Source organism: Methyloterricola oryzae (assembly GCF_000934725.1).
Taxonomy (GTDB): domain Bacteria; phylum Pseudomonadota; class Gammaproteobacteria; order Methylococcales; family Methylococcaceae; genus Methyloterricola; species Methyloterricola oryzae.
On record NZ_JYNS01000008.1, the window covers coordinates 90,833 to 117,095 of the forward strand.

Annotated in this window: 26 protein-coding genes; 18 read left to right on the top strand and 8 right to left on the bottom strand. The window is 59.6% G+C overall.

The features are described 5' to 3' along the window. The 4 genes from EK23_RS24855 to EK23_RS12285 all read right to left on the bottom strand — a co-directional run. Positions 1 to 746: PKD domain-containing protein (locus EK23_RS24855; RefSeq protein WP_200892154.1), on the bottom strand; the 746-nt coding region annotated here is incomplete at its 3' end. Positions 747 to 751: 5 nt separating this feature from the next. Further along, positions 752 to 2,596 (bottom strand): nickel-dependent hydrogenase large subunit, encoded by a 1,845-nt coding sequence (locus EK23_RS12275; protein ID WP_045225661.1) that lies wholly within the window; start codon positions 2,594 to 2,596, stop codon positions 752 to 754. 65 nt (positions 2,597 to 2,661) lie between these two features. Further along, on the bottom strand, positions 2,662 to 3,672 hold the full coding sequence (locus EK23_RS12280) for a hydrogenase small subunit (RefSeq protein WP_045225662.1): 1,011 nt from the start codon (positions 3,670 to 3,672) through the stop codon (positions 2,662 to 2,664). Positions 3,673 to 3,689: 17 nt separating this feature from the next. Then, positions 3,690 to 4,151 carry a hydrogenase expression/formation C-terminal domain-containing protein gene (locus tag EK23_RS12285; RefSeq protein WP_052808148.1) on the bottom strand — a complete coding sequence of 154 codons (462 nt, stop codon included), beginning with the start codon at positions 4,149 to 4,151 and terminating at the stop codon, positions 3,690 to 3,692. Positions 4,152 to 5,382: 1,231 nt separating this feature from the next. Here EK23_RS12285 and EK23_RS12290 point away from each other — a divergent pair. From EK23_RS12290 to EK23_RS12340, 11 genes are all read left to right on the top strand, one after another. After that, positions 5,383 to 5,976 (top strand): hypothetical protein, encoded by a 594-nt coding sequence (locus EK23_RS12290; protein WP_045225663.1) that lies wholly within the window; start codon positions 5,383 to 5,385, stop codon positions 5,974 to 5,976. Between the two features lie 130 nt (positions 5,977 to 6,106). Then, complete coding sequence (locus EK23_RS12295; protein WP_235282034.1) at positions 6,107 to 7,810, top strand: multicopper oxidase domain-containing protein; 1,704 nt, start codon at positions 6,107 to 6,109, stop codon at positions 7,808 to 7,810. Positions 7,811 to 7,823: 13 nt separating this feature from the next. Then, complete coding sequence (locus tag EK23_RS12300; protein ID WP_045225665.1) at positions 7,824 to 8,732, top strand: cupredoxin domain-containing protein; 909 nt, start codon at positions 7,824 to 7,826, stop codon at positions 8,730 to 8,732. Positions 8,733 to 8,797: 65 nt separating this feature from the next. Next, on the top strand, positions 8,798 to 9,310 hold the full coding sequence (locus EK23_RS12305; protein WP_052808149.1) for a HyaD/HybD family hydrogenase maturation endopeptidase: 513 nt from the start codon (positions 8,798 to 8,800) through the stop codon (positions 9,308 to 9,310). A 563-nt stretch (positions 9,311 to 9,873) separates the two neighbouring features. Beyond that, entirely contained in the window at positions 9,874 to 11,157 is a 1,284-nt protein-coding gene (locus EK23_RS12310; protein ID WP_145998650.1) for a sialidase family protein, read from the top strand. 4 nt (positions 11,158 to 11,161) lie between these two features. Beyond that, on the top strand, positions 11,162 to 11,668 hold the full coding sequence (locus EK23_RS12315) for a copper resistance CopC family protein (protein WP_082054154.1): 507 nt from the start codon (positions 11,162 to 11,164) through the stop codon (positions 11,666 to 11,668). A gap of 10 nt (positions 11,669 to 11,678) precedes the next feature. Next, on the top strand, positions 11,679 to 12,371 hold the full coding sequence (locus EK23_RS21800) for a hypothetical protein (RefSeq protein WP_052808151.1): 693 nt from the start codon (positions 11,679 to 11,681) through the stop codon (positions 12,369 to 12,371). Next, positions 12,346 to 14,124, top strand: a complete 1,779-nt coding sequence (locus EK23_RS12325) for a hypothetical protein (protein WP_145998651.1) — start codon at positions 12,346 to 12,348, stop codon at positions 14,122 to 14,124. The genes EK23_RS21800 and EK23_RS12325 overlap by 26 nt, the downstream gene beginning before the upstream one ends. Further along, a complete protein-coding gene (locus EK23_RS12330) occupies positions 14,121 to 14,774 on the top strand; it encodes an ABC transporter ATP-binding protein (protein WP_045225666.1) in 654 nt (217 codons plus the stop codon). Before EK23_RS12325 ends, EK23_RS12330 begins: the two co-directional genes overlap by 4 nt. Positions 14,775 to 14,777: 3 nt before the next feature. Next, the gene (locus EK23_RS12335) at positions 14,778 to 15,935 is read left to right on the top strand and encodes an ABC transporter permease (RefSeq protein ID WP_045225667.1); all 1,158 of its coding nucleotides are present in this window, start codon (positions 14,778 to 14,780) and stop codon (positions 15,933 to 15,935) included. A gap of 11 nt (positions 15,936 to 15,946) precedes the next feature. Continuing rightward, positions 15,947 to 16,861: a metal ABC transporter substrate-binding protein gene (locus tag EK23_RS12340; protein WP_045225668.1), complete on the top strand. Its 915-nt coding sequence runs from the start codon at positions 15,947 to 15,949 to the stop codon at positions 16,859 to 16,861. Between the two features lie 791 nt (positions 16,862 to 17,652). Here the strand turns inward: EK23_RS12340 and EK23_RS12345 are convergent. Then, positions 17,653 to 18,033 (bottom strand): hypothetical protein, encoded by a 381-nt coding sequence (locus EK23_RS12345; RefSeq protein ID WP_045225669.1) that lies wholly within the window; start codon positions 18,031 to 18,033, stop codon positions 17,653 to 17,655. 478 nt (positions 18,034 to 18,511) lie between these two features. Between EK23_RS12345 and EK23_RS12350 the strand changes: the two genes are divergently transcribed. Genes EK23_RS12350 through sufT form a run of 5 tightly spaced genes read left to right on the top strand, consistent with a single transcriptional unit; the run spans position 18,512 to position 22,565 of the window. Next, on the top strand, positions 18,512 to 19,837 hold the full coding sequence (locus EK23_RS12350) for a TRZ/ATZ family hydrolase (RefSeq protein ID WP_045225670.1): 1,326 nt from the start codon (positions 18,512 to 18,514) through the stop codon (positions 19,835 to 19,837). Positions 19,838 to 19,843: 6 nt separating this feature from the next. Then, positions 19,844 to 20,554, top strand: coding sequence for a bifunctional 2-polyprenyl-6-hydroxyphenol methylase/3-demethylubiquinol 3-O-methyltransferase UbiG (ubiG, locus tag EK23_RS12355; protein ID WP_045225671.1), 711 nt, complete (start codon positions 19,844 to 19,846; stop codon positions 20,552 to 20,554). 4 nt (positions 20,555 to 20,558) lie between these two features. Beyond that, a complete protein-coding gene (locus EK23_RS12360) occupies positions 20,559 to 21,233 on the top strand; it encodes an HAD-IA family hydrolase (protein WP_045225672.1) in 675 nt (224 codons plus the stop codon). Beyond that, positions 21,230 to 21,979 carry an SDR family NAD(P)-dependent oxidoreductase gene (locus EK23_RS12365; protein WP_045225673.1) on the top strand — a complete coding sequence of 250 codons (750 nt, stop codon included), beginning with the start codon at positions 21,230 to 21,232 and terminating at the stop codon, positions 21,977 to 21,979. The genes EK23_RS12360 and EK23_RS12365 overlap by 4 nt, the downstream gene beginning before the upstream one ends. Before the next feature lie 37 nt (positions 21,980 to 22,016). Next, positions 22,017 to 22,565 carry a putative Fe-S cluster assembly protein SufT gene (sufT, locus tag EK23_RS12370; RefSeq protein ID WP_045225674.1) on the top strand — a complete coding sequence of 183 codons (549 nt, stop codon included), beginning with the start codon at positions 22,017 to 22,019 and terminating at the stop codon, positions 22,563 to 22,565. Positions 22,566 to 22,629: 64 nt separating this feature from the next. Here sufT and EK23_RS12375 read toward each other — a convergent pair whose 3' ends face one another. Both EK23_RS12375 and purM read right to left on the bottom strand, forming a co-directional pair. Next, the gene (locus EK23_RS12375) at positions 22,630 to 23,349 is read right to left on the bottom strand and encodes a glycosyltransferase family 2 protein (RefSeq protein ID WP_045225759.1); all 720 of its coding nucleotides are present in this window, start codon (positions 23,347 to 23,349) and stop codon (positions 22,630 to 22,632) included. 59 nt (positions 23,350 to 23,408) lie between these two features. Then, on the bottom strand, positions 23,409 to 24,464 hold the full coding sequence (gene purM / locus EK23_RS12380; protein WP_045225675.1) for a phosphoribosylformylglycinamidine cyclo-ligase: 1,056 nt from the start codon (positions 24,462 to 24,464) through the stop codon (positions 23,409 to 23,411). Positions 24,465 to 24,631: 167 nt separating this feature from the next. Between purM and EK23_RS12385 the strand changes: the two genes are divergently transcribed. Both EK23_RS12385 and EK23_RS12390 read left to right on the top strand, forming a co-directional pair. Beyond that, a complete protein-coding gene (locus EK23_RS12385) occupies positions 24,632 to 25,201 on the top strand; it encodes a CDP-alcohol phosphatidyltransferase family protein (RefSeq protein ID WP_082054156.1) in 570 nt (189 codons plus the stop codon). Beyond that, entirely contained in the window at positions 25,198 to 25,629 is a 432-nt protein-coding gene (locus EK23_RS12390) for a hypothetical protein (protein ID WP_045225676.1), read from the top strand. The genes EK23_RS12385 and EK23_RS12390 overlap by 4 nt, the downstream gene beginning before the upstream one ends. Before the next feature lie 10 nt (positions 25,630 to 25,639). Here EK23_RS12390 and EK23_RS12395 read toward each other — a convergent pair whose 3' ends face one another. Then, complete coding sequence (locus EK23_RS12395; RefSeq protein WP_082054157.1) at positions 25,640 to 26,221, bottom strand: DUF4136 domain-containing protein; 582 nt, start codon at positions 26,219 to 26,221, stop codon at positions 25,640 to 25,642. Positions 26,222 to 26,263 lie beyond the last annotated feature (42 nt).

The window sequence follows — 26,263 nt, forward strand, 5'->3', positions numbered from 1 at the left end:
CTCGGACTCGGGCTCGGACTCGGGCTCGGACTCGGGCTCGGACTCGGGCTCGGACTCGGACTCGGGCTCGGACTCGGGCTCGGGCTCGGGCTCGGGCTCGGGCTCGGGCTCGGGCTCGGGCTCGGACTCGGACTCGGACTCGGACTTGGAGTCGCCGAGGCCTTAACCAAAATACTGCGTGTGGGTGTCACGGGAGCTGCTGCCCCGTCAGGGTCTGTCACGGTCAAGGTCGCTACAATTGGCCCTTCTGCCGCTCCCGTCGGTACCGTGAAATTGACGGATTGCCCGGTTAAAGCGGTGCCATTGGAAAAATTCCAACGATACGTGATTGCAAAGCCATCGGGATCGGTGACCGCCCCAGCCGTAAACGTGACAGTACTCCCCGCGAGTACCGAAGTCCCGTCGGTCGCTGGCACAGTGATCGTGGCCGTCTTTGGCGCGGTGTTGATGCAATAGGGATCCATGGCCGCCACATTCGTTGACAGGCTAGCCGTCCCAACGGCATTTAAGTCACTACGCGAGCGATTCGAGGTCGTATGGCACAGGGAACAATTGTAGTTCGACGCGCGATACGGCCGACTCTGCTGCGGTGCACTCGGCGCCACCGGAAGCGTCGCGCATTGGGTATCAAGTTTGGTCGCAAAGGTCGAGGTCGCGAGGGCGTCCGAAATACCAATGCCGGCCAACAAGAACGCCAGACTCGCCACCTGACCACGGGATACAGTACTGTTGCTTTCTCTGTTCATGACATTCACCCCATGACCTTTACCCGCAGCACTTCATTCTTCCGTGCGTCGATGACATGAACTGCGCACGCCATGCAGGGATTGAAGCTGTGGATGGTCCGCAACAGTTCCAGTGGCTGGTCCGCGACAGCCAGCTTGTGCTTGCCATCTTGCAAGGCGGCCTCATACGCACTCGGATTGTTCGCCGGATCGCGCGGCGCGGCGTTCCAGGTGGTCGGAACTACCGTCTGATACGACTCGATCTTTCCATCCTTGATCTTGACCCAGTGTCCGAGCGCGCCTCGCGGAGCTTCGGTAAAGCCGAATCCTTTGACCTCTGCCGGCCAAGTAAAAGGCTGAAATAATTCCGCGTTATGGGTCGCGAGGTCACCACCCTGAATGTTCGCCATGAGTTCCTCGAACCAGACCTTGGTCATATCGCCAATTATCTTGGTATCGAGTGCTTCCGCCAGCAGCCTTCCCATGGTCGAAAACATGCCGCTGAGGGGTTGCTTGATCTGTCCGAGGCTATCGTTAACGAGGGCTTGTGTCGCCGGATCGCCCTTCGCATAAAGCACCATCACTCGCGCAAGGGGTCCGACTTCCATGGCATTGCCTTTCCAACGAGGCGTCTTGAGCCACGAATACTCAGGTCCGCGCGCCGGGTCGAATAACAGTTCGCCGCCCTCGCATACCGGGACATGCGGCGCGTACGCACGAGTCGGCCCGGTGTACGCGGGAACGGTTTCGCCATCGAAGGGATGCAGTCCTGCCGACTTACCGGCAAGCGTATAGTTGAACCAAGATTTCGCAACGAATTCTTGGATTTCAGAAGGGTTCGAAAGATCGATGGGATAGACCGCATCCGCCAATCGAAAACGCGACAGAGGCAGCCGCCTGCCTGTGCTGTCTTTCGGCCAAAGTATGGCGCCGCTGGGTATCGCAAGTTTTGGCGCCAGCGCGCCCCAGGACGGATTATCGTCTTGCGGGTAGTCGCCGAAGCTAAGAAAGTTCCCCAGACCCTCTCCCAGGGTAAACCACTCGGGATAGAACCGCGCCATAGCCAGCATGTCAGGCAAATGAACCTTGTCGACAAAATCCGTCATTTCCTTGAGAGTCTGCCGCACGACCTCAAAACCATTGGGATCGGAAGACGTGTTCCCATTTAGCAAAAGACCCGTCTCATCTGTGCTGATCGCACAAGGCACACCACCGACTAGGAAATTGGGGTGGGGATTGCGGCCGCCGAAAATAGCATGGATCTTTACCATCCGGCGCTGCCAGTCCAGGGCTTCCAGGTAATGCGTGAACAACATCAGGTTGAGTTCGGGCGGAAGCTTGTAACCCGGATGTCCCCAATAAGCGTTCCCAAAAATACCCAACTGCCCGGAAGATACGAAAGTGGACAGCTTGTCCTTGACGGCACGAAAATAGTCGGGGGAGTTTTTATCCCAGCCGGATAGGCAACGTTGCAAATCCGCTGTTTTCTGTGGGTCTGCCTTGAGTGCCGAAGTTACGTCCATCCAATCCGGCGATGTCAGTTGGTAGAAATGAACCACTTGGTCTTGCACCATCTGGACGCCGCTCAATATGTTTCGAATGAGCCTTGCGTTTTTTGGGATGCGATAGTGCAATGCATGCTCGACGGATCGAATTGAGGCCATGGCGTGCACGACGGTGCATACACCACAGATCCGCTGAGTGATTGCCCAGGCGTCGCGGGGGTCTCGGCCTTTTAGAATTTCCTCGATGCCACGGAACATCGTGCCGCTGCTGTAAGCACCGGTCACAGTGCCATCTGATGCGACATCAGTTTCAATATGCAGGTGCCCTTCAATTCGGGTCACCGGGTCCACGATTACCTTACTCATGACTCGTGCTCCTTGATTCGTTTCAGACCGGGCGCTTCTCGCCGTCCTAGGGCGGACGGACCGGCTTAGTAGTAGAAGCTGCTACGGAACGTTTTTGTGATCGGATCAAACCCCTTGTCCCAGAACTGGGGCTCGGAACAACCTATGCAGCCGTGTCCTACGAGCGTGGGCGAATACTTCGGTTCGTTCGTCGAGGGATCTCGATTCCACCCCAGAGCCGTGCACGCATTGAACGTTTCCGGCCCCTTGCATCCGAGTCCGATCAGGCAATAGCCTTGGCGGGCCCCTTCGTCACCGTAGCTGTTGGCAAAGTTCCCCGCGATGAAATGCGAGAGCCGCGGGCAACTGTCATGTACCGTCTGCCCGTAAAAAACCACGGGCCGGAAATAGGCATCGAGTTGCGGAATCCCATGCACTAGGTAATAAGCAATGGTTCCCGTGATGACCGACGCCATGGGTGGGCAGCCAGCAATGTTGACAAACGGCGGCAGCCTTCCTTCGCCGCTCGGGCGCACCAAACCTTGTGCCACCAGATCAGCGTAACCCGCTGCGTGCGTCGGATTGGGATAAGCTGCCGGAATTCCGCCGTAAGCCGCGCAGGTTCCCAGGGCAACCACCAAGGCTGCGCCGCTAACCGCCTCGTTCAGAGTCGCCAAATTCGAATTTCCGGCTGCACAGGACCAAAATTCGGACTCTCCCGTCGGAATCGCGCCATCTACGATCAGAACATACTGACCATAGGCCGCTGCCATCGCATCCTTGCGCGCCTTTTCCGCGAACTCCCCCGCCGCCACTTGCAAAGTTTCGTGGTAATCGAGGGAAATAACGTCAAGCACCAATGTTTCAATCGACGGATCAAAAGAGCGAAGAATGGACTCGGAGCACCCAGTGCACTGCTGGAACGACAGCCAGATCACGGTTGGCCTGCGAACGTTAGCCAAGGCGTCGGCGAATACCCGTGCTTGCTGACTGGACAACGCGAGCGCCGAAGCGGTGACTCCAGCGAATTTTAGAAACGAGCGCCGCGAGACACCGCGTTCCATCAGCGCTTCCAGTAATGTTTGTTGCGTGTTCATGTTCCACTCCCAACAGGTCAAGGCATGGAGGTTGGTCGAACCGGCATAATCAGGTCCGCGCCGCGGGCGCGCAGAAGGGCTAGCCCGTGCGCCACGGACCCTCTATCTGAGCGCAGTAGATTAGGTATTTCAGCAATCTCGAGAAATGTGCCGAGTACATGATTGTTGACATCGTAGTGGATGACCCACCACAGGCATGGAACGGAAGTCTCGGTGATTTCAGAATTGCCAGAGGTGGTAACAACTGCGGCAACTTCGCCGCGACCGAGAATGCTGTGTATGAGTGAAATATCTGGTGAGGAACGAACCAACATCCTCAAATCTAGGGTTGACTCTTCGCCTTTATCGATGAAGGACGACAGCTTCGCATCGATCTCATTGAGGAGAGCCAGGACCGCATCTCGATTAGGCAGGCCCGAAGGACCAAAGCCACACTTTACGCTTTCGACACGAACCGGAATATCTTCTAACCGACCCATAAAATATCTCCTCCCCTTTATCGATATATAGAGGCTTGCCCTAACTAAAAGATGATGTTAAAACGGAAATCCATGCAGCCTTAAACTGAGCTACCCAAGTAAAATCACTTTGTGAATGAGATTAGCCGGCGAACACGCAAATTAAGCGGGGGACTTCACAAAAACAGATACCGGAGAAATCGGCCAGTAGCTTTCGGACTTTAGACCGACCTTCAGAGAGCTTAAGCATCACTTAAGTTTATGAATATCAAAGGTTCTTTAGATTTCAACGAAATACATTTCGCTGAATTGATATCACAACCGCACAACCTTTGACCTAGATCAAATTAGTGAGGCCGGAAAATGAGGGGATGGGAAATATCTATTTTGCTAGTCCGCTTTTTACCTACCAAGACTCCTTGCTCTAAGTCTTGGTTTAGCTGTCCTCGCGCAGTCCTCGCGGTCCGATTAAATCCGACAAACAGAGAAGAATGGGTTAATTGAGCTTTTCGATATGCCACACGTACTGCAATCAAGGCACCATGGAACCACTAAATTGTCGTGACACTTGATTACTTAGCCTAACAAAAATATCACTATAACTTCCAAATAACACAAACAATTTAAGGCCTAAAAAATCATTTATTAAGAGCCCTCATCAATCTCTAAAAAAACCAACCTATAAATTTTTTCAGCTTCGTGACAAGATCTTCGAAATAGGTCTCCAAAAGAGCCAATAGGAATCTTATAAGACTTACTATCCAGGATTTAGGCAAGCCTAGTTTGGGCTTTGCTTAAATTACGACCCATAGAACCTGAAGCAGCAGCGGACACTGAAGCATGCGGCTCTTAGGTCGACTTTCTGAACTTGACTTCTGTGAAATCGATAAGAAGGTCTGGTCGCGAGTTCACCGAACGCGCAAGCAAAAGGCAATGCACGAGTTCGTGGCGTGTGCCGCCGAGGCCTACAGACAAAGTGACCGGTGAGTCCGAACTTTATAGAGCTTTGCCTGTCACACGCTTTGAAATTTGGATGGGCGAAATGCGCGTTGGAAAGAAAGAGGCAGGGCTATTGAAATCTTTATCAACCGAGCGGCCTATGATAGGCTGCTTATGTTCGATCCAGGCTTCCAAACGGTTCCGTTCTCGGAAATCCGCCGTGCACCTTGACGGCGTGCCACGGATCTTTCAGTTTGCTCGTCCCGAGAGTCATAACGATATTACATAAACCAAAAATAATGAGGGAAGAGATATGCGTAATCTAACCTTTGTCAGAAGCTGGGTTGCAACGCTAGCCATCGTTCTATCGGCCTTGCTCCCAACGTCCAGTTCATGGGCTCATGGCGGAGCTAGCGTCGACACCGACCAATGTCGAATCTTCGTGGGCCCCCACTTGGTGCATTTTACCGCTTACCAGCCCCAATTGACCGGCACCACCGAATACTGCGACGCGATACCGGAACTCGGCCCCAGCACTCTCGTATTCGACTACGAGGGAAAAGCCCTGCGCGCCATGACGGTCGAGTTGGAAGTCACCAAGGAACCCGAAGGGACCCGCGTTTACTATCAGGAGCCCTCGACGCATCCCTCTGGAACCTTCAACATCAATCTCAACTTCACGGAACCCAGCAAGTACTTGGCGCACGTGACTTTGATCAACGAAGGTCAGAAAGTGGATGCCCACGTTCCGTTCAAGGTAGGCACCAACGTGAGTGGCGGTGGACTGTCCACCAACGCAATCATCATCCTCATGGTGATCCTGGTGGCGGGCGGCTACATCTTTTACCTGTCTAACGCCCAGTTCAAAGCCCTCATCGACGGCCTGCTCAAGAAAAAATCAGCCTGACGGCGGCTGTGGAGGCGGCCGCGGCAAGCCCGCGGCCGCTTTCTTGTATCCAGTCGGTGACCGCGACCCTATGGCAGAAGTTCAGATGCTCAGAATACCCCTCAGATCGCTGTTAAGTTGCGCATTATTGATGTCCTTCGCGGCTGGCGCCGTAACCACGCCCCCGCCTACTGAAAAAGTACCCCTGGCTGACGCCGAACCCTTCTGCAATAGCGGCGTGCCGCCGGAATGGCGCGACTCCCAGACGCTGGAAGGTGTCACGATTCAAGAGGAACGCGTCTGCAACCCCGACAATCCCGCAGACATCGCGGTGTTCGTGAAGGGGACCAACAACGTCTCCATGCAAACGCTGATGGACACGAATCTGGCCGCGGACGCAATCACCATGTCCAATGACATGGACGGCGACGGCGATCCTGACCATATCATCATCAAGCTGGAGATCATGGAGATCAACGGCCACTCGCCAGACTTCGCGGGCGTGGTGCCGACCTTTGACATCGCCCCCGGTATCAGACCGGGCTTCTGGGTGTTTGCGCCCAAAACGCGCGACATGTCCACCAAGAGTTTCGCCAGCGCAGAGGCCAACGCCTTGCTGCGCATGCCGTCCCCGACCATCCGCGTCGAGCAGGGTGACATCGTGTGGCTGGTGGTGGAAAACACGCACTATTTCCCGCATTCCATACACCTGCACGGCGTCGACCATCCCTTCCGCGACCACAGTGGCGAAGGTAACGATGGCGTAGGCCAGACCAGCCACATGGATATCATGCCCGGCGAGAGCAAGACCTACGTCATCAAACCCAGGCAGCCGGGCACGATGTATTATCACTGCCATGTGCAGCCGCATACCCATATTCCCATGGGCCTCGCGGGAATGTTTGTAGTCGAGGAAAATAGGCCCAACAATTGGGTGCAGACTTTCAACGTGGGCAATGGCCAGGTGCGCTCGCCCTCCAAAGCCGTCCGTGAAAAATACGACCGCGAATACGACTTGCACTTCCAGTCGGTGGACAAAGAATTGCACCGCATGATTCAGGCCGCCAACGATCCGCGTCTGATCGCGCGGGCCATGAATCAGGAATACGACATCACCGACGCGACAGACGATTACTTCATTTTGAACGGACGCGCGTTTCCCTACACCTTGCGCGAATCCATCATGGTTGTGGAGCCCAACCAGAAGATCAAGATGCGGGTGCTGAATGGTCATACGGAACTCCTGGCCTTACACACCCATGGCCACAAGGCAACGGAAACCCACTACGATGGCGTGGAGCATAACCCGGCCGCGAGGGTAACCCGTGATGTGTATTCCATTGCGCCGGCCCAACGCCTCGACCTGGAACTGAACACCACCAACGACGGGCTGCACAGCTTCGGATCCGGAATCTGGATGTTTCACGACCACGTCGAGAAGGCGTTCACAACCGACGGCGTCGGTGAAGGTGGAAGCATCAGCGTCATCGTCTACAAGGAATACCTGGACGAAAAAGGCACCCCGAAAACGCACGGCATGGACTTGACTCCTTATTTCACCAAGCAATTCTGGGAGCGCAAAGTCCCCATCTGGCAGAACTTCGCCGGCGACTGGGGCGCCCTGGGATTGCCGGCAACGGCCGCTGCGAGCAGCCAGACAGTTGCCCCGGCACCATCCCAAGCACAGGCGAATCAAAGTGCGCAGGCAGCCAGCTCGCCGAACGGTTCTGCCAGCTTTGGGAATCTGCTGACGGGAATTTTGCTTGGAGTCTTAGGCTATTTCTTCTACCTGAAGCGTAATTTCTTCATTCCGCTGGCCCATGATGCGGTCGCCCGGTTGAAGCGGATGAAATGAGGCTGTGACGAAGATGAAAAGCTTGCTTATTGCATTGGCGTTGAGTCTTCCGGCATCCATGACGGGCGCCGCGGAGTCCAAGATTGTTGACCACAACATGATGATGGATCACGGCGACGGTCACCTGATGGACATGGACGGTGGCATGGTCATGGGACAAAACAAGGACAAGCTGCCGGGCGGATGCGACAAGATTTCCGAAGATGCGCACATCACCGTGCATGGTGGTCACAAGTATTCCCAAAAGTTTCCGGGTACCATGTTCGCCTTCGATACCCAGGAGTGGCGTTTCAAGCCCTGCACCCGGTTGACCATCACGTTCGTCAACGAAGACAACATCCGCCATCAATGGATGATGCATGGGCTCCCCAAGTACATGTACGACAAGGGCATGTTCCACTTGGAAGTGACCGGCCCCGGCAAAGTGACGGGCACCTTGATCCTTCCGAAGGAGGACAAGACCTACTTGGTCCATTGCGACATTGCCCAGCACATGGAAAAGGGCATGAAGGGAGAACTTATCGTGGGCAACGGCAGCGGCACGTTTCCGAGTATTCCAGGCCTGACCGACCCTGCCATACCTGATTACTATGGCCCCGGCCCGGCACCAGCTACCGTCGCGGCGGGAGCGCTGTCCGTCAAGGGTTCCGATGCCTCATCGACCCCGGCGCCGTCCGTAACAGGGGAGTCGGCACAAGGTACAACACTGCTGTCCGGCTCGCTGGTTCTCGGCCTGGTGCTTGGCCTGTTCGGCACGCCCATGGCTATGCGCTACGCGGGCCAACGATTCAAGGGCAAGACCACGGCGGAAGCGGTGGCGGAAATCCTGAATATCGTGTCAGACCTCATAAGTCGCGTGATCAAACTGATTGCCTGGCTCTATGCCAAAGCCACGGGGCAAAAGCGACTGCCAAGCAAATAGGCGGGACCGCGGGCGGCGCACTTCCGCCCGGGCACCGAGGCCGCTAACAGCCCAGGTTCTGTTCGGTGCACACGGAAACTGAAAAGACGGTATTACTCCTGGGCCTGGGCAACGTCTTGATGGGCGATGATGGACTCGGTATCCGTGTGCTCGAGAGAATTCTCCAAAACTACGATCTCCCATCCAACCTGATCTGCTTGGATGGCGGGGTCATGGGCCTGCAGCTCTTGTCTCACATGGGCGGAATCACTCATTTGCTGGCAATCGATGCGACACAGACCGGTGCCCCGCCCGGGACTGTGGTCAGCCTCGAAGGCGACGATGTACCACAGTGTCTGACCCAAAAATTGTCCATGCATCAGATCAATTTTCAGGAGGTACTAGCCATTAGCCAGCTGCAGGGAATGCACCCACCCCACTTAATGATTTGCGGGATGGTACCGGAACGCGTTGAATTCGGCATGGAACTCACGGACACGATACAGGACCGGCTGCACGACCTTGAATCTGCTGTAGTAAAGGCACTGTGTGATTGGGGCGTGACCCTCGTTTCAAGATCCAAAACCGCAGAGTCTTAAAAAAAGCGCCGGCTGTCGAACGCTGGTGGCAACAAATTGAGAAGCGCACGAGTAGGCCATGAGGTTCGTGGAGGAGAGTCAACCTCGCCTGCCCGTGATACCCGACTGCCGGCGAAAACCGGATATGCCAGAGTTAACAAGCATAGAAGGTGCCATTGCCTGCTAGGCGAGGCCGGCATCTCTCCAGGCTGATACGCCGAAACCAACCATCAGTCCCCTGCTATCCTCGGAATGACGGGGCACGACACCCGCGACCGGATAAACTCAGACTCCACCTTCAATCACCGGGCCGACACTCCAGCCCATCCTTGCACTGTCCACCAGCACGCAGGCCAAGACCAGCCCCGCGTCATTTCCCCCAGCGCTTCCGTTAATTGCCATATTGAGAATCCTACACCTCTCTTACCTTACTGTTTTCACAAGCGTTTTTTCTGGCACGCAGATTGATTAAATAACACCAGGCGGCCTGCGTCACTGCATGCACTCCGCCGAGACGGATTCCATGTAAAGAAGGCCGTCCATAAGAAAAAAGCAATAAGGCACAGAATCAGAGGTTATTACGGTTGCTCCAACCATCCCACCGTCCACGTATTACCGGCGGGTCGACGCGCTCACTCGATGGCGCGCGGCTGCTCTCCCGCGTCCTGCAACTGCTGATATTGGTCGTACCCGCCATTGCCACGGGCGCATCCCGAGTCGCCCAAGATCAAAACGGTGGATTGCCGAATGTTCCTGCCATCGAGGGACTTGTGGATGTGCACAGCCTGGACATCTACAACGAGGCAAATAAACTCCACGCCTTGGTGGCAGGCCGTTTCACTGGTCACGCCAACCCGATGCTGGCCTACCTGGCTTCCAGTGACGGAGGACGGAGTTGGAGTAAGCCAGCATTCGTTACGGCAGAATCTGATCCTCCCATCGTTTCCCGACGTGGCAACGACGCCCAGGTGGCCGCGAGTGGCCCGCATCTGGTAGTGGCCTGGCAGCAGCGCGGGCAATTCCCCACCGGCGGCCCCCTGCGCCTCGCACGCTCGGGCGACAACGGCCACACCTGGACTCAATCCCTCCTGCCTGACATCGACGATCCCACCAACAATCAGTCCTATCCGGATCTGGTGGCCGACGCAAGCGGGACATTTCACCTGGTCTGGCTGGACGACCGCGAGGAGAATGGCAACGCCCAAGGCTTGCGTTATCTCAATTCCACCGATGGGGGACGTCGCTGGTCGCAGCAGACCACCATCGACGGCGTGGTCTGCACCTGCTGCTGGAATCGCATCGGCATAATGCCCGATCGCTCAGTGGCAGTCCTTTATCGCGACGATGAGCCGCACGACATGCGCCTCGCCGTCCGTAACAAGGCAGGCTCCTGGAAAGACCTGGGTAGCGTCGGCGATTTCAAATGGCATTTCGCCGGCTGCCCGCACTGCGGCGGCGGTTTCGCCAGCGCCATCCGCAAGAACGCCGCCCAACTCCACAGCGTGGTCTGGACCGGGATCGAGTCTGCCCCGGGCTTGTATTACCTGAAGTCGTCGGACCTGGGCGCATCCTGGTTACCCCCTTTCCGGCTGGGTGACAGCAGCAGCCGCGAAGCCGACATCGCCGCCCTGTCCGCGAGACACATCGCTGTGGTTTACAGCATCACGACAGGCGGGAAAGGCCTGATTCATGTGCGCCAGTCCAAGGATGGCGGCAAAACGTGGTCTCAGGCAAAGGCCCTGACCAAGGGCCCTGAGTCGGCTGATCACCCCCGTATCGTGGCAACGCCCTTCGGATTCCGCGCATTCTGGACTGAGCGCGCACCGGGCGGCGGCCGCACACTCACCATGCACTCTTTGGACTCATGATTTCATGACACAGCATTTGTCGTTTGGCCCGCTATGCCGATTCACCCTCCTCGGCCTCACATTGAGTTCCCCTGGGGCAGGCGCTTTTCCGGTCACACCGACCCAAACCACGGAAGAGTGGCTCACCACGGGCACGGCGCAAGCGGCGCAGAACCGCGAGACCAACCCTTTTGCCCTGACAGCCATCGCACTCCCGCATCTGCTCGCCCATGCGATCCTGGTCAAGGCGAATCCCGAGAAAGAGTCCGTGATCAGCGATGCGCCTGAAGAAGTCCTACTGATCTTCAACGATGGCGTCGGTGAAGAATACCTGGCCCTGGCCGTGGTGGACGAGGCGGGCAAGCGCGTCGACAAGCACGACGCCAAACTGGATTTCACCGATCGCTCGCATTTGCGCGCAACGGTGGAAAAACTCCCTCCGGGACGGTACATGGTGCGCTACCGGGTACTGTCGGCGGACGGGCATGTAGTCAGTGGAAAGTACTACTTCCAAGTACAAGGCAAACAATGAGGGAATTACCATGAGCAAATTCGACCGCGCACCAGCCCGTCTGGCCTGTTTTCTGTCCGTCACCCTGCTGGCGGGCCTCCTGGGAGGTCCCGCACTGGGGGCCAACGCGCCGCGAGATCCCTTGAACGGGCGCCAGTCGTACTCTGGATCAAACATGAACTGTTTGATTGCAAACGATTTTTACGTCATACATTTCACTGCCCTGCAGCCCGGCACGTTCAAGAACGAGGCCACCCCCTTCGAGAAGTACTGCCAGGAAGTGCCTCAGATCGGAAAGACCTATTTGACCATGGACCTGCTGGACCGCGACGTGCGTTCCACGCCCATCTCACTGCGGGTGGTTGAAGAGGAGTTCGGAGTGGACGGCACTCCTACCCGCGAGATCGCCACCCTGGCCGAAGTTCCGGCCAAGATCTACAAGAACGGCACCGCGGACACTCAAGTCGACATCACCAAACCGGGACATTACGCGCTCATCGCTAGCATCGGCGAAGACGCCATCACCGAGGACGACCGGCTACGGATTCCTTTCAGCGTGGGTCTGCCAAGCCCGAGCAAATCCACCGACTGGATGGGCAAGTTGACGGCCTTCATCACCATCGCCTTCTTCGGCACCATGGCCCTCATCGGCTTTCGCACCTGGCGCGCCTATCGCCGCCCCAAGGCGGCTGAGGCTGATGCGCTGCGCTATCCACCGGCTTGAAGAGAGCCTGACGCCAATAGCCCGCGTGGCGGCCCAGATGCATAAACTCCTGCAAGGATGGCTTCTGGCCGCCGTTGCGGCAATGGCGCCGCCGCTTGCCGCCGACTGGGCCGGGTTCTCCAACTACACGGTGCTGGCGGAACTGGCGGTTCAACCCGGCGTCTTCACGCTGACTCTCCGCATCCCACTCAAAATGCTCCCCGAACTGGCACAACGCCTGGGTAAGGAGCGGGATGTTACCCCGGAAGCGCTTTCACGCAGGCTCATGCGGATAAGGGCGGACCACGGCGCGCCCTTGCAGGAGTTGCAACCGCGAGTCACCAAAGAGGCCGTGCCCGACGCGAACGGTACGCCGGTGGAATTCGTTGAAATAACACGTGTGCTCACGCCAGCCGGCGCGGTCTCCGGATTCACGCTGGCGCCTGCCGCAGGCCTGGAGAACCGAATCGGCCTGGTGGTCCTCGACCGTGGCGTCCCCTTGGCAGACCTGGCGCCGCTCTCAGGAAACCTGCGCGCCCATCTGGACACGGAAGATCCCTGGAAATCCGGATTCGACGATCCGGGCTTGGTTCGCCGGCATGCCCAACCACGTTCTTTCCTGTATGTGGAGCCGCTGGAAGTGCGGCACGAACTATTGCTGCGCCTCACGGACCTGAAGCGCTGGCTTCCCGCCGATCTCATGAAGCCCAAAACCTTATCAGAGGACGACCAATCCCGACTATCCGAAGCCATCGCCAATCTGGTCAAGAGGCAGTTGCGACTGGAGGTGGATGGCCAGGAACGGCTGGCCGAGTCGGAACAGGTGCAGTTCGTCGGCTTCACCCGCACGGGCGTTCAACCCCTGCCGCCAGGACCGGTCGACACCACGGCGGCCCTGGTGGGCGTCGTGCTCGCCTACTTTACGGAACAACCGGCCACTACTCTCTCTCTGACCTGGGACCTGTTCCCGCCAGACGCAGCCCCCTGGCCCGTCAGCGTTCTCCAAGGCACCGAGAGCTTTGATGCCTATGTAACGCCTGCACAGCCACGGATGGACTGGGCGCACGAGGATGGATTCGAGCCTTTGGCCAGCGAAGCGGCTGCTCCTGCCGACTCAGAGCCCTTCACGCTGGCAAGCGCAGCACAGCCCGCTCCGGATTCCGAGCGGCGACTGTCCACTTTGCTGGCACTGTTGCTGCCAGTTGGTGTCTGGTTTATCTGGCTGCTGAACCCCAGACGGCGTTTCGCCGGCTTGACCCTTGCCGGCGCATTAGCGCTTGGCACGGCCCTGAGCTGCCACCCAGGCATCCGGCAGCAGCAGGGAGGCGACGGCTCCGGCTTGCTGGACGAAACCCGGTTACGCGCCGTGCTAGCACCCATGCTGCACAATGCCTACCGGGGATTTCAACTACGGGATGAAGAAGCCGTCTACGACCGGCTTGCCCGCAGCCTTGACGGTCAACTCCTGGAAGAAACCTATCTTCAGCAGCGCCGCAGCCTGCTCAGGCATTCGCAGGGCATCGGCGGCCTGGGCAAAGTGGATCGGGTCGAAATCGAGCATCTGCAACTGATGCCCACGGAGACACCGGCCACCGCAGAACTGGAGGCGGAATGGGTCGCCCATGGCAGCGTTTCGCATTGGGGGCATTCCCATCCACGCCACAATCGCTACCGCGCCCGCCTTAAGCTGCAGGTCGCCCCTGATCAGCGCGTGCGCATCACCGCCATGGATTTTCTCGACGGACAGGACTTGGGCTCCGGCCCCGCCTCATGATCCACATACGCAATCTGCACTTCAGCTATCCAGGTAGCGAATTCCGAATGGACGTGACTTCACTTACCATCGAGCCTCAGGCGAAGGTCGCCATCATCGGGCCCAGCGGCAGCGGCAAGAGCACCCTGCTCAAGCTCATCGCCGGCATCATCCCGGCACAGAGTGGCAGCTTGAGCGTGGATGGTGCCCACCTTCAGGACATGGACGACGGCGCTCGGCGCAACTTCCGTGTGAGCCGGATCGGATTCGTATTCCAGGAACTGGAACTGCTGGATTATCTAAACGTCCTGGACAACATCCTTCATACCTACCGCATCAACCATGTTCTGAAACTCAGCGCGGACGTACGCCAGCGCGCGCGGCTACTGGCGGATGATGTCGGCCTGGGTGGGAAACTCGAGCACATGCCCAGCGAATTATCCCAGGGCGAACGCCAACGCGCCGCCGTGTGCCGGGCCCTGTTGCCCAAACCTAAGCTGTTGCTGGCCGATGAAGCCACCGGCAACCTCGATCCTGTTAACAAGCAACGCATTCTCGACCTGCTCTTCCGTGCCACGGACGCGCAGGGCGCCGGCCTCATCGCCGTGACCCACGACCACGAACTGCTGCCGCGCTTTGACCGCGTCATCGACTTCTCCGCCCTGCACTAGCAAATGCGCCACGATTTCTACCTGGCATGGCGCTATTTGCGCCACCACACGGGGCGTACCTGGATTTTGGTCATTTGCCTCAGTCTGATCGGCAGTTTACCCATGGCGCTGCACTCACTCATGGATGCCGGTGAGCGGCAGATGCTGGCGCGCGCCGAGTCAACGCCTTTACTTATCGGCGCGCGAGGCAGCGCCGTTGACCTGACCCTGGCCGCCTTGTACTTCAACACGGTGCCGCCACCGGCCACACGCATGGCGGAAGTGGAGCGCATCGCCGACAGCGGCTGGGCAGACCCCTTGCCGATCTATGCCCGGTTCCGTATCCAGGGCCACCCCTTGGTAGGCGTTACCCTGGACTATCTTGAATTCCGTGGCCTCGAGCCCCAACAAGGCCGGACCTTCGCCCTGCTGGGCGAGTGTGTGATCGGCGCCGATGCTGCCGCCGCACTGCATCTCAAACCCGGCGACAACCTGCTCACCACCCCGGAGAACATGCTGGACCTGGCCGGCGTGTATCCCTTGAAGCTGCACGTCGCTGGCATCCTCGCCAGAAATCATTCGCCGGATGATGCGGCCGTGTTCATCGACCTGCAGACCGCCTGGATCATCGAGGGACTCGGACACGGCCACGAAGCCCAGGCCACCGCTGGCAGTCCGTCGAATGTGGTCGCCGACCCGCGTCTGGTGACCTACACAGAGATCACGCCGGAAAACGTCGAAAGTTTCCACTTCCATGGCGATCCCCTGACCTACCCCATCAGCGCCGTGATCGCCCTCCCCCACGATCGGCGCGCCGCCACCCTCTTACAGGGCCGCTACCTGTCACCGGATGACCCTGCGCAAATCGTCCAGCCTCCGCAGATTGCGCAGGGCCTGCTGCAAAACGTGTTCAAGGTGGGAGATCTGCTGGACGCCGTCCTGCTCTGGGTGGGAAGCGCCGCTTTGCTGGCCGTGGGCCTGGTATTTACTTTGTCCTTGAGGCTGAGGGAGCGCGAACTGCACACCATTTTCCTGATGGGCTGCAGCCGCAGCACCGTGGCGCGTCTCGTAGCCGCGGAATGCATCCTGTTGGCCGGATTCGCCGGACTGATCTGCCTGGCCTTGGTCCAGCTCGTGCGCACCTATGCCGAACCCCTCGTTCAGCACCTTGTCATTTCCTGAAGGAGCCCCCCTTGTTCAAACATCCAACGTTCAAGCATTGTCTCTGGCTGATCTGCCTGGCGCTGACGACGGCCGCTCATGCGGATCTCGACACCTCGAGCCGGCTCAGGATCATCGCATCCAACTACCCGCTGGCCTATTTCGCCGAACGCATCGCCGGGACTCGCGCGACCGTCTCCATGCCGGTTCCGGCCGGAGAAGACCCCGCCTTCTGGAAGCCTTCGCCGCGGGACATCGGGGACATGCAACGTGCCGACCTGATCCTGCTAAACGGCGCAGACTACGAAAAGTGGCTGGCGCGCGTGTCCTTGCCGAGACTTAAAACGGTAGACACGTCGGCTGCCTTTAAGCAGGACTTCATCGTCATCGCCAATGCTGTCACCCACAGCCACGGCCCTGCTGGCACGCACTCCCACGCCGGCACCGCCTTCACCACCTGGCTGGACCTCACTCAAGCAGTCAAACAGGCGGAGGCCATCGCGCAGGCCTTTGCGCGAAAGCGGCCAGAATTGAAAAGCCAGATTATGGGCAACTTCGCCAGCTTGCGGACCGACCTCGAGAAACTCGACTCCGAACTCAAGTCCCTCGCTTCCGCCAAACCGGGCATTGCACTGCTCGGTTCTCATCCGGTGTATCAGTATCTGGCGCGGCGCTATGGCCTGAACCTGGAGAGCGTGCATTGGGAACCCGATGAAATGCCTCCAGCAGGCGAATGGCAGGCTTTGGAAAGCCTCAACCGGGAACGCCAGGCTCAATGGATGCTATGGGAGGCGCAACCAAACGCGGATATTGCCAAGCGCCTGAAAGAGACCGGCGTGCAGAGCGTGGTGTTCGACCCCTGCGCCAACCGGCCTGAAGACGGTGATTTCCTCAGTGTCATGCAGCAGAACAAGGCCAATCTGCAGCGCGCCCTGGGCGTGCGCTGAACCATACTACAATTGCGGACTGCCGCCGCAATGCCCCTCAAGATCAAGGGCGAGGCCGATGTGGCTTAGCCCGTCGGTCCCCCAGGCTGAAGTCAGGATCACTCGCGCAATCCCAGACTTTGGCCGGAAAACCTGCGCGCCACTGGGAGAGTAGCAGAGATAAACACCTACCGATGCGGACTCAGGATGGACCGATTCCACGGCCAAATACTGGACTCCTTCGCCACGGGAGGGGTCGCTCGCGGCAGGACAAGGCTTCTGCCTCACGTCTTAGAATTGGGTTCGAATTCAGCGACCCGGCCAATCCGGATACGCACATAGATAAGCGCGCTATGGTCGCTCGGCTCCCCATACTTCGGCCAAGTCCGGGAGCCGTCGCGCCAATCCACCCTTATAAAAATCTTTGAAACGCAGCTCAGTGCGTCATCCAGTCGGGCTTCTTCGGGCCCGGAGTATTACCGAAAGGCCCTTCCTTGCCGCATCCCGATAAAGCGAGGAAGACGGCAATACAAACAATAATGCGTGTGGCATGTGACATAAAAACCCTCACCGGAAAAATGTTCCCGGATTATGGTTACTTAGTTTAAGTTGAATTAGGCGGAACACGAACGTAATCCACAGCCCCCCATGAAATCGAGGGCGGCAACGGAAAGCCCGCGTCATCTGACAGTATCGAAACAGACCGGGATTGACCTCGATCAATAGATCGAGGTCTGGATACAAGCAACGGAAATAGCTTAGTGAAAACCTGTCTTGGCTCTCGTTACCCCGTTTATGTCCCTGGAAATCGATTACATCTTGCCATCTTTCTTGTAGTAGTCGATTTCCTCACCGCACTTCGTGATGACGTGCTCCAATTTCGGAATGGCTTCACCCATGTTACCGGCCTCTAGGAGCGCGACCGCTTCTTTGAGATAGCTGGACGCGATCTGCATGGGCATGGTGCTCTTTTCCTTGAACGAGGCCACCGCCAGTTTACGGCCCTGGTTGGCGGATTCCAAAGCAGCGTCCTTATTGCCGGCCTTTGCAGCTTCAAGAGCGGTCTGGGTGGCCTTGTAGACTTCGCCCAGGTTCATCGGCGGATCAGCGTAACGGCCACCTGCGAAACTCACATTTGCGATCAGCGCAAAAATGGCAATCCACAGCATGCGAAACATAATGCTAGCTTTCATCTAGAACTCCCTATAATTATCGAAAAGTCAAAGTACACTCGTCCCATACTCTATGTCAGGGGCGAAGCATATACCGGATATATCGGGTCACAGCTGAGCGCAACCCAACTCGATAACATAAGCAAGCGTCATGCCGATGGATTTTCAGAAAAACCTTCATTCAAAATGAAGAACATAAGGCGAGGATACTGAAGCTTTGCGGAAATTCACTAGGGGATATGCCATAGCTCCTGCTGAATATCCCATAAATTTCACTCTAATTACTTCACCGCCTTACGCTACCATTTCATCGGGCCTTTCGACGATCCATGTGATTGACTAGGCCGTCAGGCTGGATTCGATAGGGATAACCTCAACTGTCATACGCAGTGGGGACGAGAGCCTTTCCCAGGAGGCCTGCGCAGAGCCTCTCGAGGCGGATGCAAAAAGGGGTGCTGACGTGATAAAGTCTAGGCTTACGCTAGGTTTCTAACGACGAATGCGCATCGACTCGCTGATCAGTGCCCGCTGGGTGATACCGGTAGAACCGGAAGGCGTGGTGCTGGACCATCACGCCGTGGCCATCCGCAACGGCCAAATCCTCGAGGTTCTGCCCACCGCAGACGCCTTGAACCGCTATCAGCCCGGCACCCATACAGACCTGCCGCAACACGCGCTCATACCCGGCCTGGTGAACGCGCATACGCACGCCGCCATGGCGCTCCTGCGGGGCGTGGCGGACGACATGCCCATGATGGATTGGCTGCACAAACACATCTGGCCCCTGGAAAGCCGCTGGGTGGGCGAATCCTTCGTGCACGACGGGACCGAGTTGGCCATTGCGGAAATGCTGCGCGGCGGAATCACCTGCTTCAACGATATGTACTTCTTTCCCCAGGTTACCGCGCGCCTCGCGCTGCAGTGCGGCATGCGAGCCAGCGTGGGCATGATCCTGGTCGATTTTCCCAGCGCCGGCGGCAGCGGGCCCGACGACTACCTGTCCCAGGGACTGGCGCTGCATGATGAGCTGCGTCACCAGAACCTTATAAAGACTCTCTTCGCACCCCATGCGCCCTACTCCGTGTCCGACGGCCCGCTGTCGCGCGTCCGCGTGCTAGCAGCGGAGTTGGAGCGCCCCATTCACATGCACGTGCACGAAACCGCCGACGAGGTGGAACAGGGACGGGCCAGCCACGGCATGCGTCCTCTGCAACGGCTCGACCAGTTGGAATTGCTCGGCCCCGGCTTCATCGGCGTGCACATGACCCAGCTCACCGATAGCGAAATCGAGCTCTACGCCCGCAGTGGAGCCCACGTGGTGCACTGTCCAGAGTCCAACCTGAAGCTGGCCAGCGGCTTCTGCCCGGTGGCGAGGCTGCTCGACGCCGGCATCAATGTTGCCTTGGGCACCGACGGCGCCGCCAGCAATAATGACCTGGACATGCTGGGCGAGATGCGCACAGCCGCGCTCCTGGCCAAGGGCCTCGCGGGCGATGCCAGGGCCGTGCCGGCGCCGGTCGCGTTGCGTATGGCAACCCTGGCCGGTGCCCGAGCCCTGGGGCTGGAGAGCGAGATTGGTTCCTTGGTGGCTGGCAAATCCGCCGACATCACCGCCATCGACCTGGGGCGACTGGAAAACCTGCCCTTGTTCGACCCCATTTCGGATATCGTTTACGCCGTGGGCCGTCAGCAGGTCAGTGACGTCTGGGTCGCGGGCCGGCGCTTGCTCAAGAACCGTGAACTTACCACCCTGGACCAGTCCGCCATCGTCGCCAAGGCCTGCGCCTGGCGCGAGCGGTTGGCCGCAACTGCAACCGAGGCCTGATACGCGATGACTTCCGCCGAAAACGTACACGCGCACGAAATCCACAAGTTCGGCAGCCAGGCCGAGCGCTGGTGGGATCCCGACGGCGAATTCAAGACCCTGCATGCGGTCAACCCACTGCGCGTTCAATTCATCCGCGCGATGGCAGCCTTGGAGGGCCAACGGGTCGTGGACGTGGGCTGTGGCGGCGGCATCCTCAGTGAAGGGCTGGCCCGCTGTGGGGCGGAGGTGCTGGGCATCGACCTGAGCGCCGACCTGCTGGACGTGGCCGATCTGCACGGGCTGGAATCCGGCGTCCCCGTGGCCTACCGCAAGATCAGCGCCGAGGCGCTGGCCGCCGAGCAACCCGGCGCGTTCGACCTGGTGACCTGCATGGAAATGCTGGAACATGTGCCCAACCCCGCCTCGATCGTCAATGCCTGCGCGCGCCTGGTGAAACCGGGAGGCATGGTGTTTTTCTCCACCCTCAACCGCAACCTGAAGGCCTATCTGCTGGCCATCGTCGGCGCCGAGTACCTGCTGCGCATGATCCCCAAGGGCACCCATGACTACGCCACTTTCATCCGGCCTTCGGAACTGGTGCACTGGGGCCGTCAGAGCGGACTGGACCTGGTCTCCATGGAGGGCGTGAGCTACAACCCCATCACCCGCCAGTTCAGCCTGGGTCCCGATGTCGGCGTCAACTACCTGGCCGCTTTCACCCGCAGCCCGGATTGACGCCATGGCAACAACGACACCCCGGGCCGTCCTCTTCGACCTGGACGGGACCCTGTTGGATACCGCCGAGGACCTGGTCCGCGCCTGTAACGCCGCAGTCTCCGAAGCGGGCCTCGCTCCGCAGCCCTTGGCCGACTTGCGCCCCTTGATCTCCGGCGGTGCCGAGGCCATGCTGGCCCACGTGCGCAGCCGGGATCCCAGACCGGTGGATGGACAGGCCCTGCTGGCGCGTATGCTGAATCTGTATGAGGACAATATCGCCGTGCATACGCGATATTTTGAGGGTATCGAGGCCGTACTGGACGAATTGGAGCATCGGGGGCTCCCCTGGGGCATCGTCACCAACAAAGTCACGCGCTTCACCCATCGCCTGCTGCAAAGCCTCGGGGTTTTCGACCGGCCCGGCTGCATCATCAGCGGGGATACCCTGCCGCACAAGAAACCGCATCCGGCACCCATGCTGGAGGCCTGCCGCCGACTGGACCGCGACGCGAGCGACTGCGTCTATGTGGGCGACGCAAGGCGCGACATCCAGGCGGGGAGAAACGCCGGCATGCATACTCTGGCTGCCTTGTACGGCTATCTGGGCGAAGACGATCCGGCCCAGGACTGGGGTGCAGACGGGATGCTGGGTCGGCCATCCGACCTGCTGGACTGGCTGGACACGAGGAGCGCATGACCATCTTGTTCGAAACCGGGGATAACCTCAGCGGGCGCGTCATCCTCATCACAGGTGCCGCAGGAAGCCTGGGCACGGTCGCGGCGCGCGCTTGCGCCGCCCAGGGCGCGCAGACCATCCTGCTGGACAAGGCGCTGAAGCGGCTGGAATGGCTGTACGATCAGATTACCGACAGCGGCCACCCGCGGCCCGCTCTCTATCCCATGGACCTGGCGGGCGCAACGGAAGCGGATTACGAGGAACTTGCCCAGACCATCGAGCGCGAATTCGGCGCCCTGCATGGCTTGTTGCATAGTGCGGCGGAAATGGGAGTACTCGGACCCTTGCGGGACGTGGATGGCGTGAGCCTGGAGCGCGCGCTGCGCATCAACCTGACCGCCCCCCATCTGCTCACCCGGGCCCTGTTGCCCCTGCTGGCGCGAAGCGGCGATGCATCCGTAGTGTTCACCGGAGACAGTTCCGCCAGCCGCCGACGGGCCTATTGGGGCGCCTACGGCATCGCCAAATCCGCGCTCGAAGGTCTAGCCAAGGTGCTCGCTCAGGAGCTTGAGGCGGGCGGCCGCGTCCGCGTCAACCTGTTTGAACCGGGTCCTGTGAACTCGGCCCTGCGCATGAAGTCCCATCCGGGTGAGCGGGCCGACCACCGCGGCGACCCCACCGCCCTCGCCAGCCGCTACGTTCAATTGCTTGGCCCTGGCAGCCGGGGCGCGAATGGCGCGGTGTTCTGCGGCCCGTTGGCGGCATAAACCGCCCAAACCAACAATCCAATGGAGAGATTTAACGATGTATGGTCGTGAAAGCATCGCCCTGCAGCGTGAGGTACATGCCGTTCAGATTCCCGAAGGCACCCCTCTGACCCTGCCCCAGGGACACATCGTGACCCTGTTTCAATCACTGGGCGGGAACTTCACCGTCACCACCGAGCGCGGCAACATGGTCCGCATCGCAGGTGACGACGCAGACGCCCTGGGCAAGGAACCCCCCAGCCTGGGGAATCTGGAGAGCGGCAACGACGCTGAAACCATCGAGAAGAACGCCTGGGAGGTCATGCGGACCGTGTTCGACCCCGAGATTCCGGTCAACATCGTCGATCTGGGGCTGGTTTACCATTGCGGGGTGACGCCGGACGCCGAGGGCGGACACGCGGTGCATGTGATCATGACCCTGACGGCGCCGGGCTGCGGCATGGGGCCTATCCTGCAGCAGGACGTGGAACTGGGCATCCGAAACCTGCCTGGGGTCACCCGCGTCAACGTGGAAGTAGTGTTCGATCCACCCTGGTCGCGGGAAATGATGTCCGAGGTCGCCAAGCTGCAGCTCGGCATGTTCTGAACGAGGCGACCGCCTCGCGGCTCCTCAGAGCTCGCGGGGAATCGCGCATCTGCCGGGCGAGCCCTCAGCCTTCTTCCACCTGCGGCACCCGGGCGCGGCGCTGCAGCCACATGACGCCGAACAAATCAACGATGCCGACCCACAATCGATGCCAGGTGCCGTACTTGGACTGACCACTGAGCCTGGACCGGTGGTTGACTTCCACCGAGATGACCTTACCACCGGCGCGCTGCACCAGGGCTGGTAGAAAGCGATGCATGTGGTCGAAATAGGGAAGTAGCAGAAACACCTCCCGCGAGAAGACCTTGAGCCCGCAGCCCGTATCCGGGGTCTGATCCCCCAACAGGCCGCCGCGCACCGCATTGGCCACCCGCGAGGAGAATTTGCGCCACCCGGTGTCCTTGCGCTTGCGGCGATACCCCGCCACCATGGCCAAGGGCTGCTCCTGTTGCAGTTCACGCAGGGACACCAGCAAGCGGGGGATGTCGGCGGGATCGTTCTGCCCATCTCCGTCCAGGGTGGCGATCACCCCTGCGCGGGCGGCACGCACGCCCGTCATCAGGGCCGTGCTCTGGCCGCAGGCTCGCGCATGCATCAATACCCGCAGACGCGGAAACGCCTGCTTCAGCGCCTGAAGCCGGGCGCGGGTGGCGTCGGTGCTGCCATCATCCACATAGATGATTTCGTGCTCACACACGCCCGCCAGGGCGTTGTCAATCTCCCTCAACAGGGGCTCGAGGTTTTCCTCTTCATTGTGCACGGGCACAACGACGGCCAGATCCATCAAACGGTCTCCCATGGGTTTTCAAAATGATGCGCGCGGTTCGAGCGACGCGACTACGTTCAAGCGGGTTGCAGGCTGGCGCGGTAGCCGACCACCGGTTCGCCCGCGACGATCTCCCCCAGCACCACGGGCGCCTCGCCCTGCGCCCTCAACACCTGCAGCGCACGCTCGGCATCGGCGGCCGCCACGCAGACCAGCATGCCGATGCCGCAATTGAACGTGCGCAACATCTCGTCCTGGGCGATCCCCCCCTGGTTCTGTAACCAGCCGAACACCGGGGGCAAAGGCCAGGCATCCAGATCGATGAGCGCCCCCGTGGTCGGCGCCAGCACCCGCGGCAGGTTCTCGGTGAAACCGCCGCCCGTGATATGCGCCAGGGCGTGCACGGGGACCTCCGCCAGCAGCGCCAGCAGGGACTTGACGTAGATGCGCGTCGGCTCCAGCAAGCGCTCGCCCAGGGTAGCGCCGTCGAAGGCCTGCTCGAGACCGGCCCCAGACTTCTCCAGTACCTTGCGGATCAAGGAATAGCCGTTGGAATGGGGTCCAGAGGAAGGCAAGCCGATCAGCACGTCACCGGGGGCCACGCGGGTGCCGTCCAGGATGCGTTCCTTTTCAACGATGCCAACGCAAAAACCCGCCAGATCGTAGTCACCGGCCGCGTACATGCCGGGCATTTCCGCTGTCTCTCCGCCCACCAAGGCGCAGCCCGCCAGTTCGCACCCGCGCCCGATGCCCTCGATCACCGCCGCCGCCGCGTCCACGTCCAGTTTGCCGGTCGCGTAGTAGTCGAGAAAAAACAGCGGCTCGGCACCCTGCACCACGATATCGTTTACACACATGGCCACGAGATCGATGCCTACACCGGCGTGCCGGCCAGTTTCAATCGCCAGTCTCAGTTTGGTTCCAACTCCATCCGTGCCGGCCACCAGCACCGGCTGCCGAAAGCGCTCCAGGGGCAATTCAAACAGCGAGCCAAAGCCGCCGAGACCGGCCAGCACGCCAGGAACCCGGGTGCGTGACGCAATGGGCTTGATGCGCTCCACCAGTTGATTGCCGGCATGGATATCGACACCGGCGTCCTTGTAGCTGAGACCCTGATCGGGAGTCGTATTCAAAGGCGATTCCTCAAAACTGCGTATTGGGTTGGAAAGATGGACTCGCTACAATGGCGCGGGTCATCCTGAAGGCATTATTGTACAACGCCATCCCGCGCACTGCGGGCGGAATTGTCGGCAACCATCAGGATGCCGCATGCAGTTGACCCACCAGCAGGACCCTGCCGATGAAGTTGGAAGCTCGACACCTGCCGAACCTCATTTCGATGCTGCGCATCCTGCTGGTGGTTCCCGTGGTGCAGTTGCTGTTGGCCGGGCGCTATGCGTGGGCGCTGGGTCTGTTCGTCCTGGCTGGCGTTTCCGATGGCCTGGACGGGTTTCTGGCCAAGCGCTACGGCTGGCAGAGCCGGTTGGGATCTTTCCTCGATCCGGCTGCCGATAAACTGCTGCTGCTCTCCTGCTTTATCGTGGGCGGATGGCAGGGACTGATGCCGATCTGGCTGGTGGCCGCCGTGGTGCTGCGTGACCTGGTCATTGTCCTGGGTGCCTCGGCCTACTACCTGCTACTCGGCCCCTACGATGGCCAGCCCTTGATCTCCAGCAAGATCAATACCTTCCTGCAGCTTTTCTATGTATTCCTGGTGCTCTGCAGACAAAGCGCATTGCCCGCGCCTGCTTTCCTGATCGATGTGGTGGCTCTGGCGACCCTGGCCACGACCCTGCTGAGCGGCGGCCTTTATGTCCAGATCTGGGGCAGGCAATGGTTGCGCGAACGGGGCGCCGGGGGGAAGACGTGAACATCCGGCGTGTGCTCCCGGGCGTCCTCGTGGTTCTGATGCAGGGACTCTGCCTCCGAGACGCCTGGCCCGGCGTCGCGGGCGGGAATTCGATCTTTGTCATTCCGCCGGACCCGCATACCAGCGAAGCCATCGCCATCAGCTACCCGCGCCGGGGTTGCGGGAGGGAAGTGATCGACACCACCACCCGAGGGAGAGACATCGAGATCACCGTAAGCTTCGAGGAGACGTGTCTTCAGGCCGTCACGCCCGGCGTGCCGCTTGGCGGACTGCCGCAGGCGCCGGGCGCTCTGTACGGCCGCATCGAGCTTGGCCACCTGCCCGCCGGCAACTACCGGGTCAAGCTGTATTACCGGGATCTGTCCGAGGGGCGCCGCTCCCGAAGTTTCGCCGCCACGGAGTTGTTCGCCGTCATGCCATCCCGTTGACGGCGGCGCCTCATCGTGCTGGCAAGGGGGGAAAGGCCTTCAACATCTGGCGGATGATGCGGTCAATCTGCTCGGTACGCTGCTGCGGCGTGAGATCCTCGTCCAGGGCATTGCGCGCCGTGGCCCGCCACAACAGCTTGCGCGTCCCCGGATTGACGAAATCGAGCACGATCACCCGCTCGTCATAGTCCCGAACGTAGGCCTGTGGCCCCAATCCGCCACCCATGTAGCCCCAGGGATAGCCCCACCAGCCATAACCGTAATAACCACTGTAGGTGGTGACCTCCACCTTGCGCTTCAAGGCCGCGTGGAAAGTCACCCAAAAGTCTGGCGCTTTACCCGGAACCAGTTCCTTGCGGTAGCCTTTTGCCAGCAGGGCCTGTTCGACCGCATTTTGCACACGCTCAAGCAACAGGGTGTCCGTATCCACCACGGCGTCGCCGCTGCCGGTATTCCCATCGGGCATCCAGGAGAAGGTATGGAGCCTGGAAAAGTTGGTACCGGGATCGAAGTCGCGGCTGATATCGTAGGATGTGGCGCAGCCTGTCACAATACACGCCAGAATTACCGCCAAAAGCCTTTGAGCGCTCATGATGATCTGCCTCCCCGGCCTTACCGCCGGACACAAGACCTG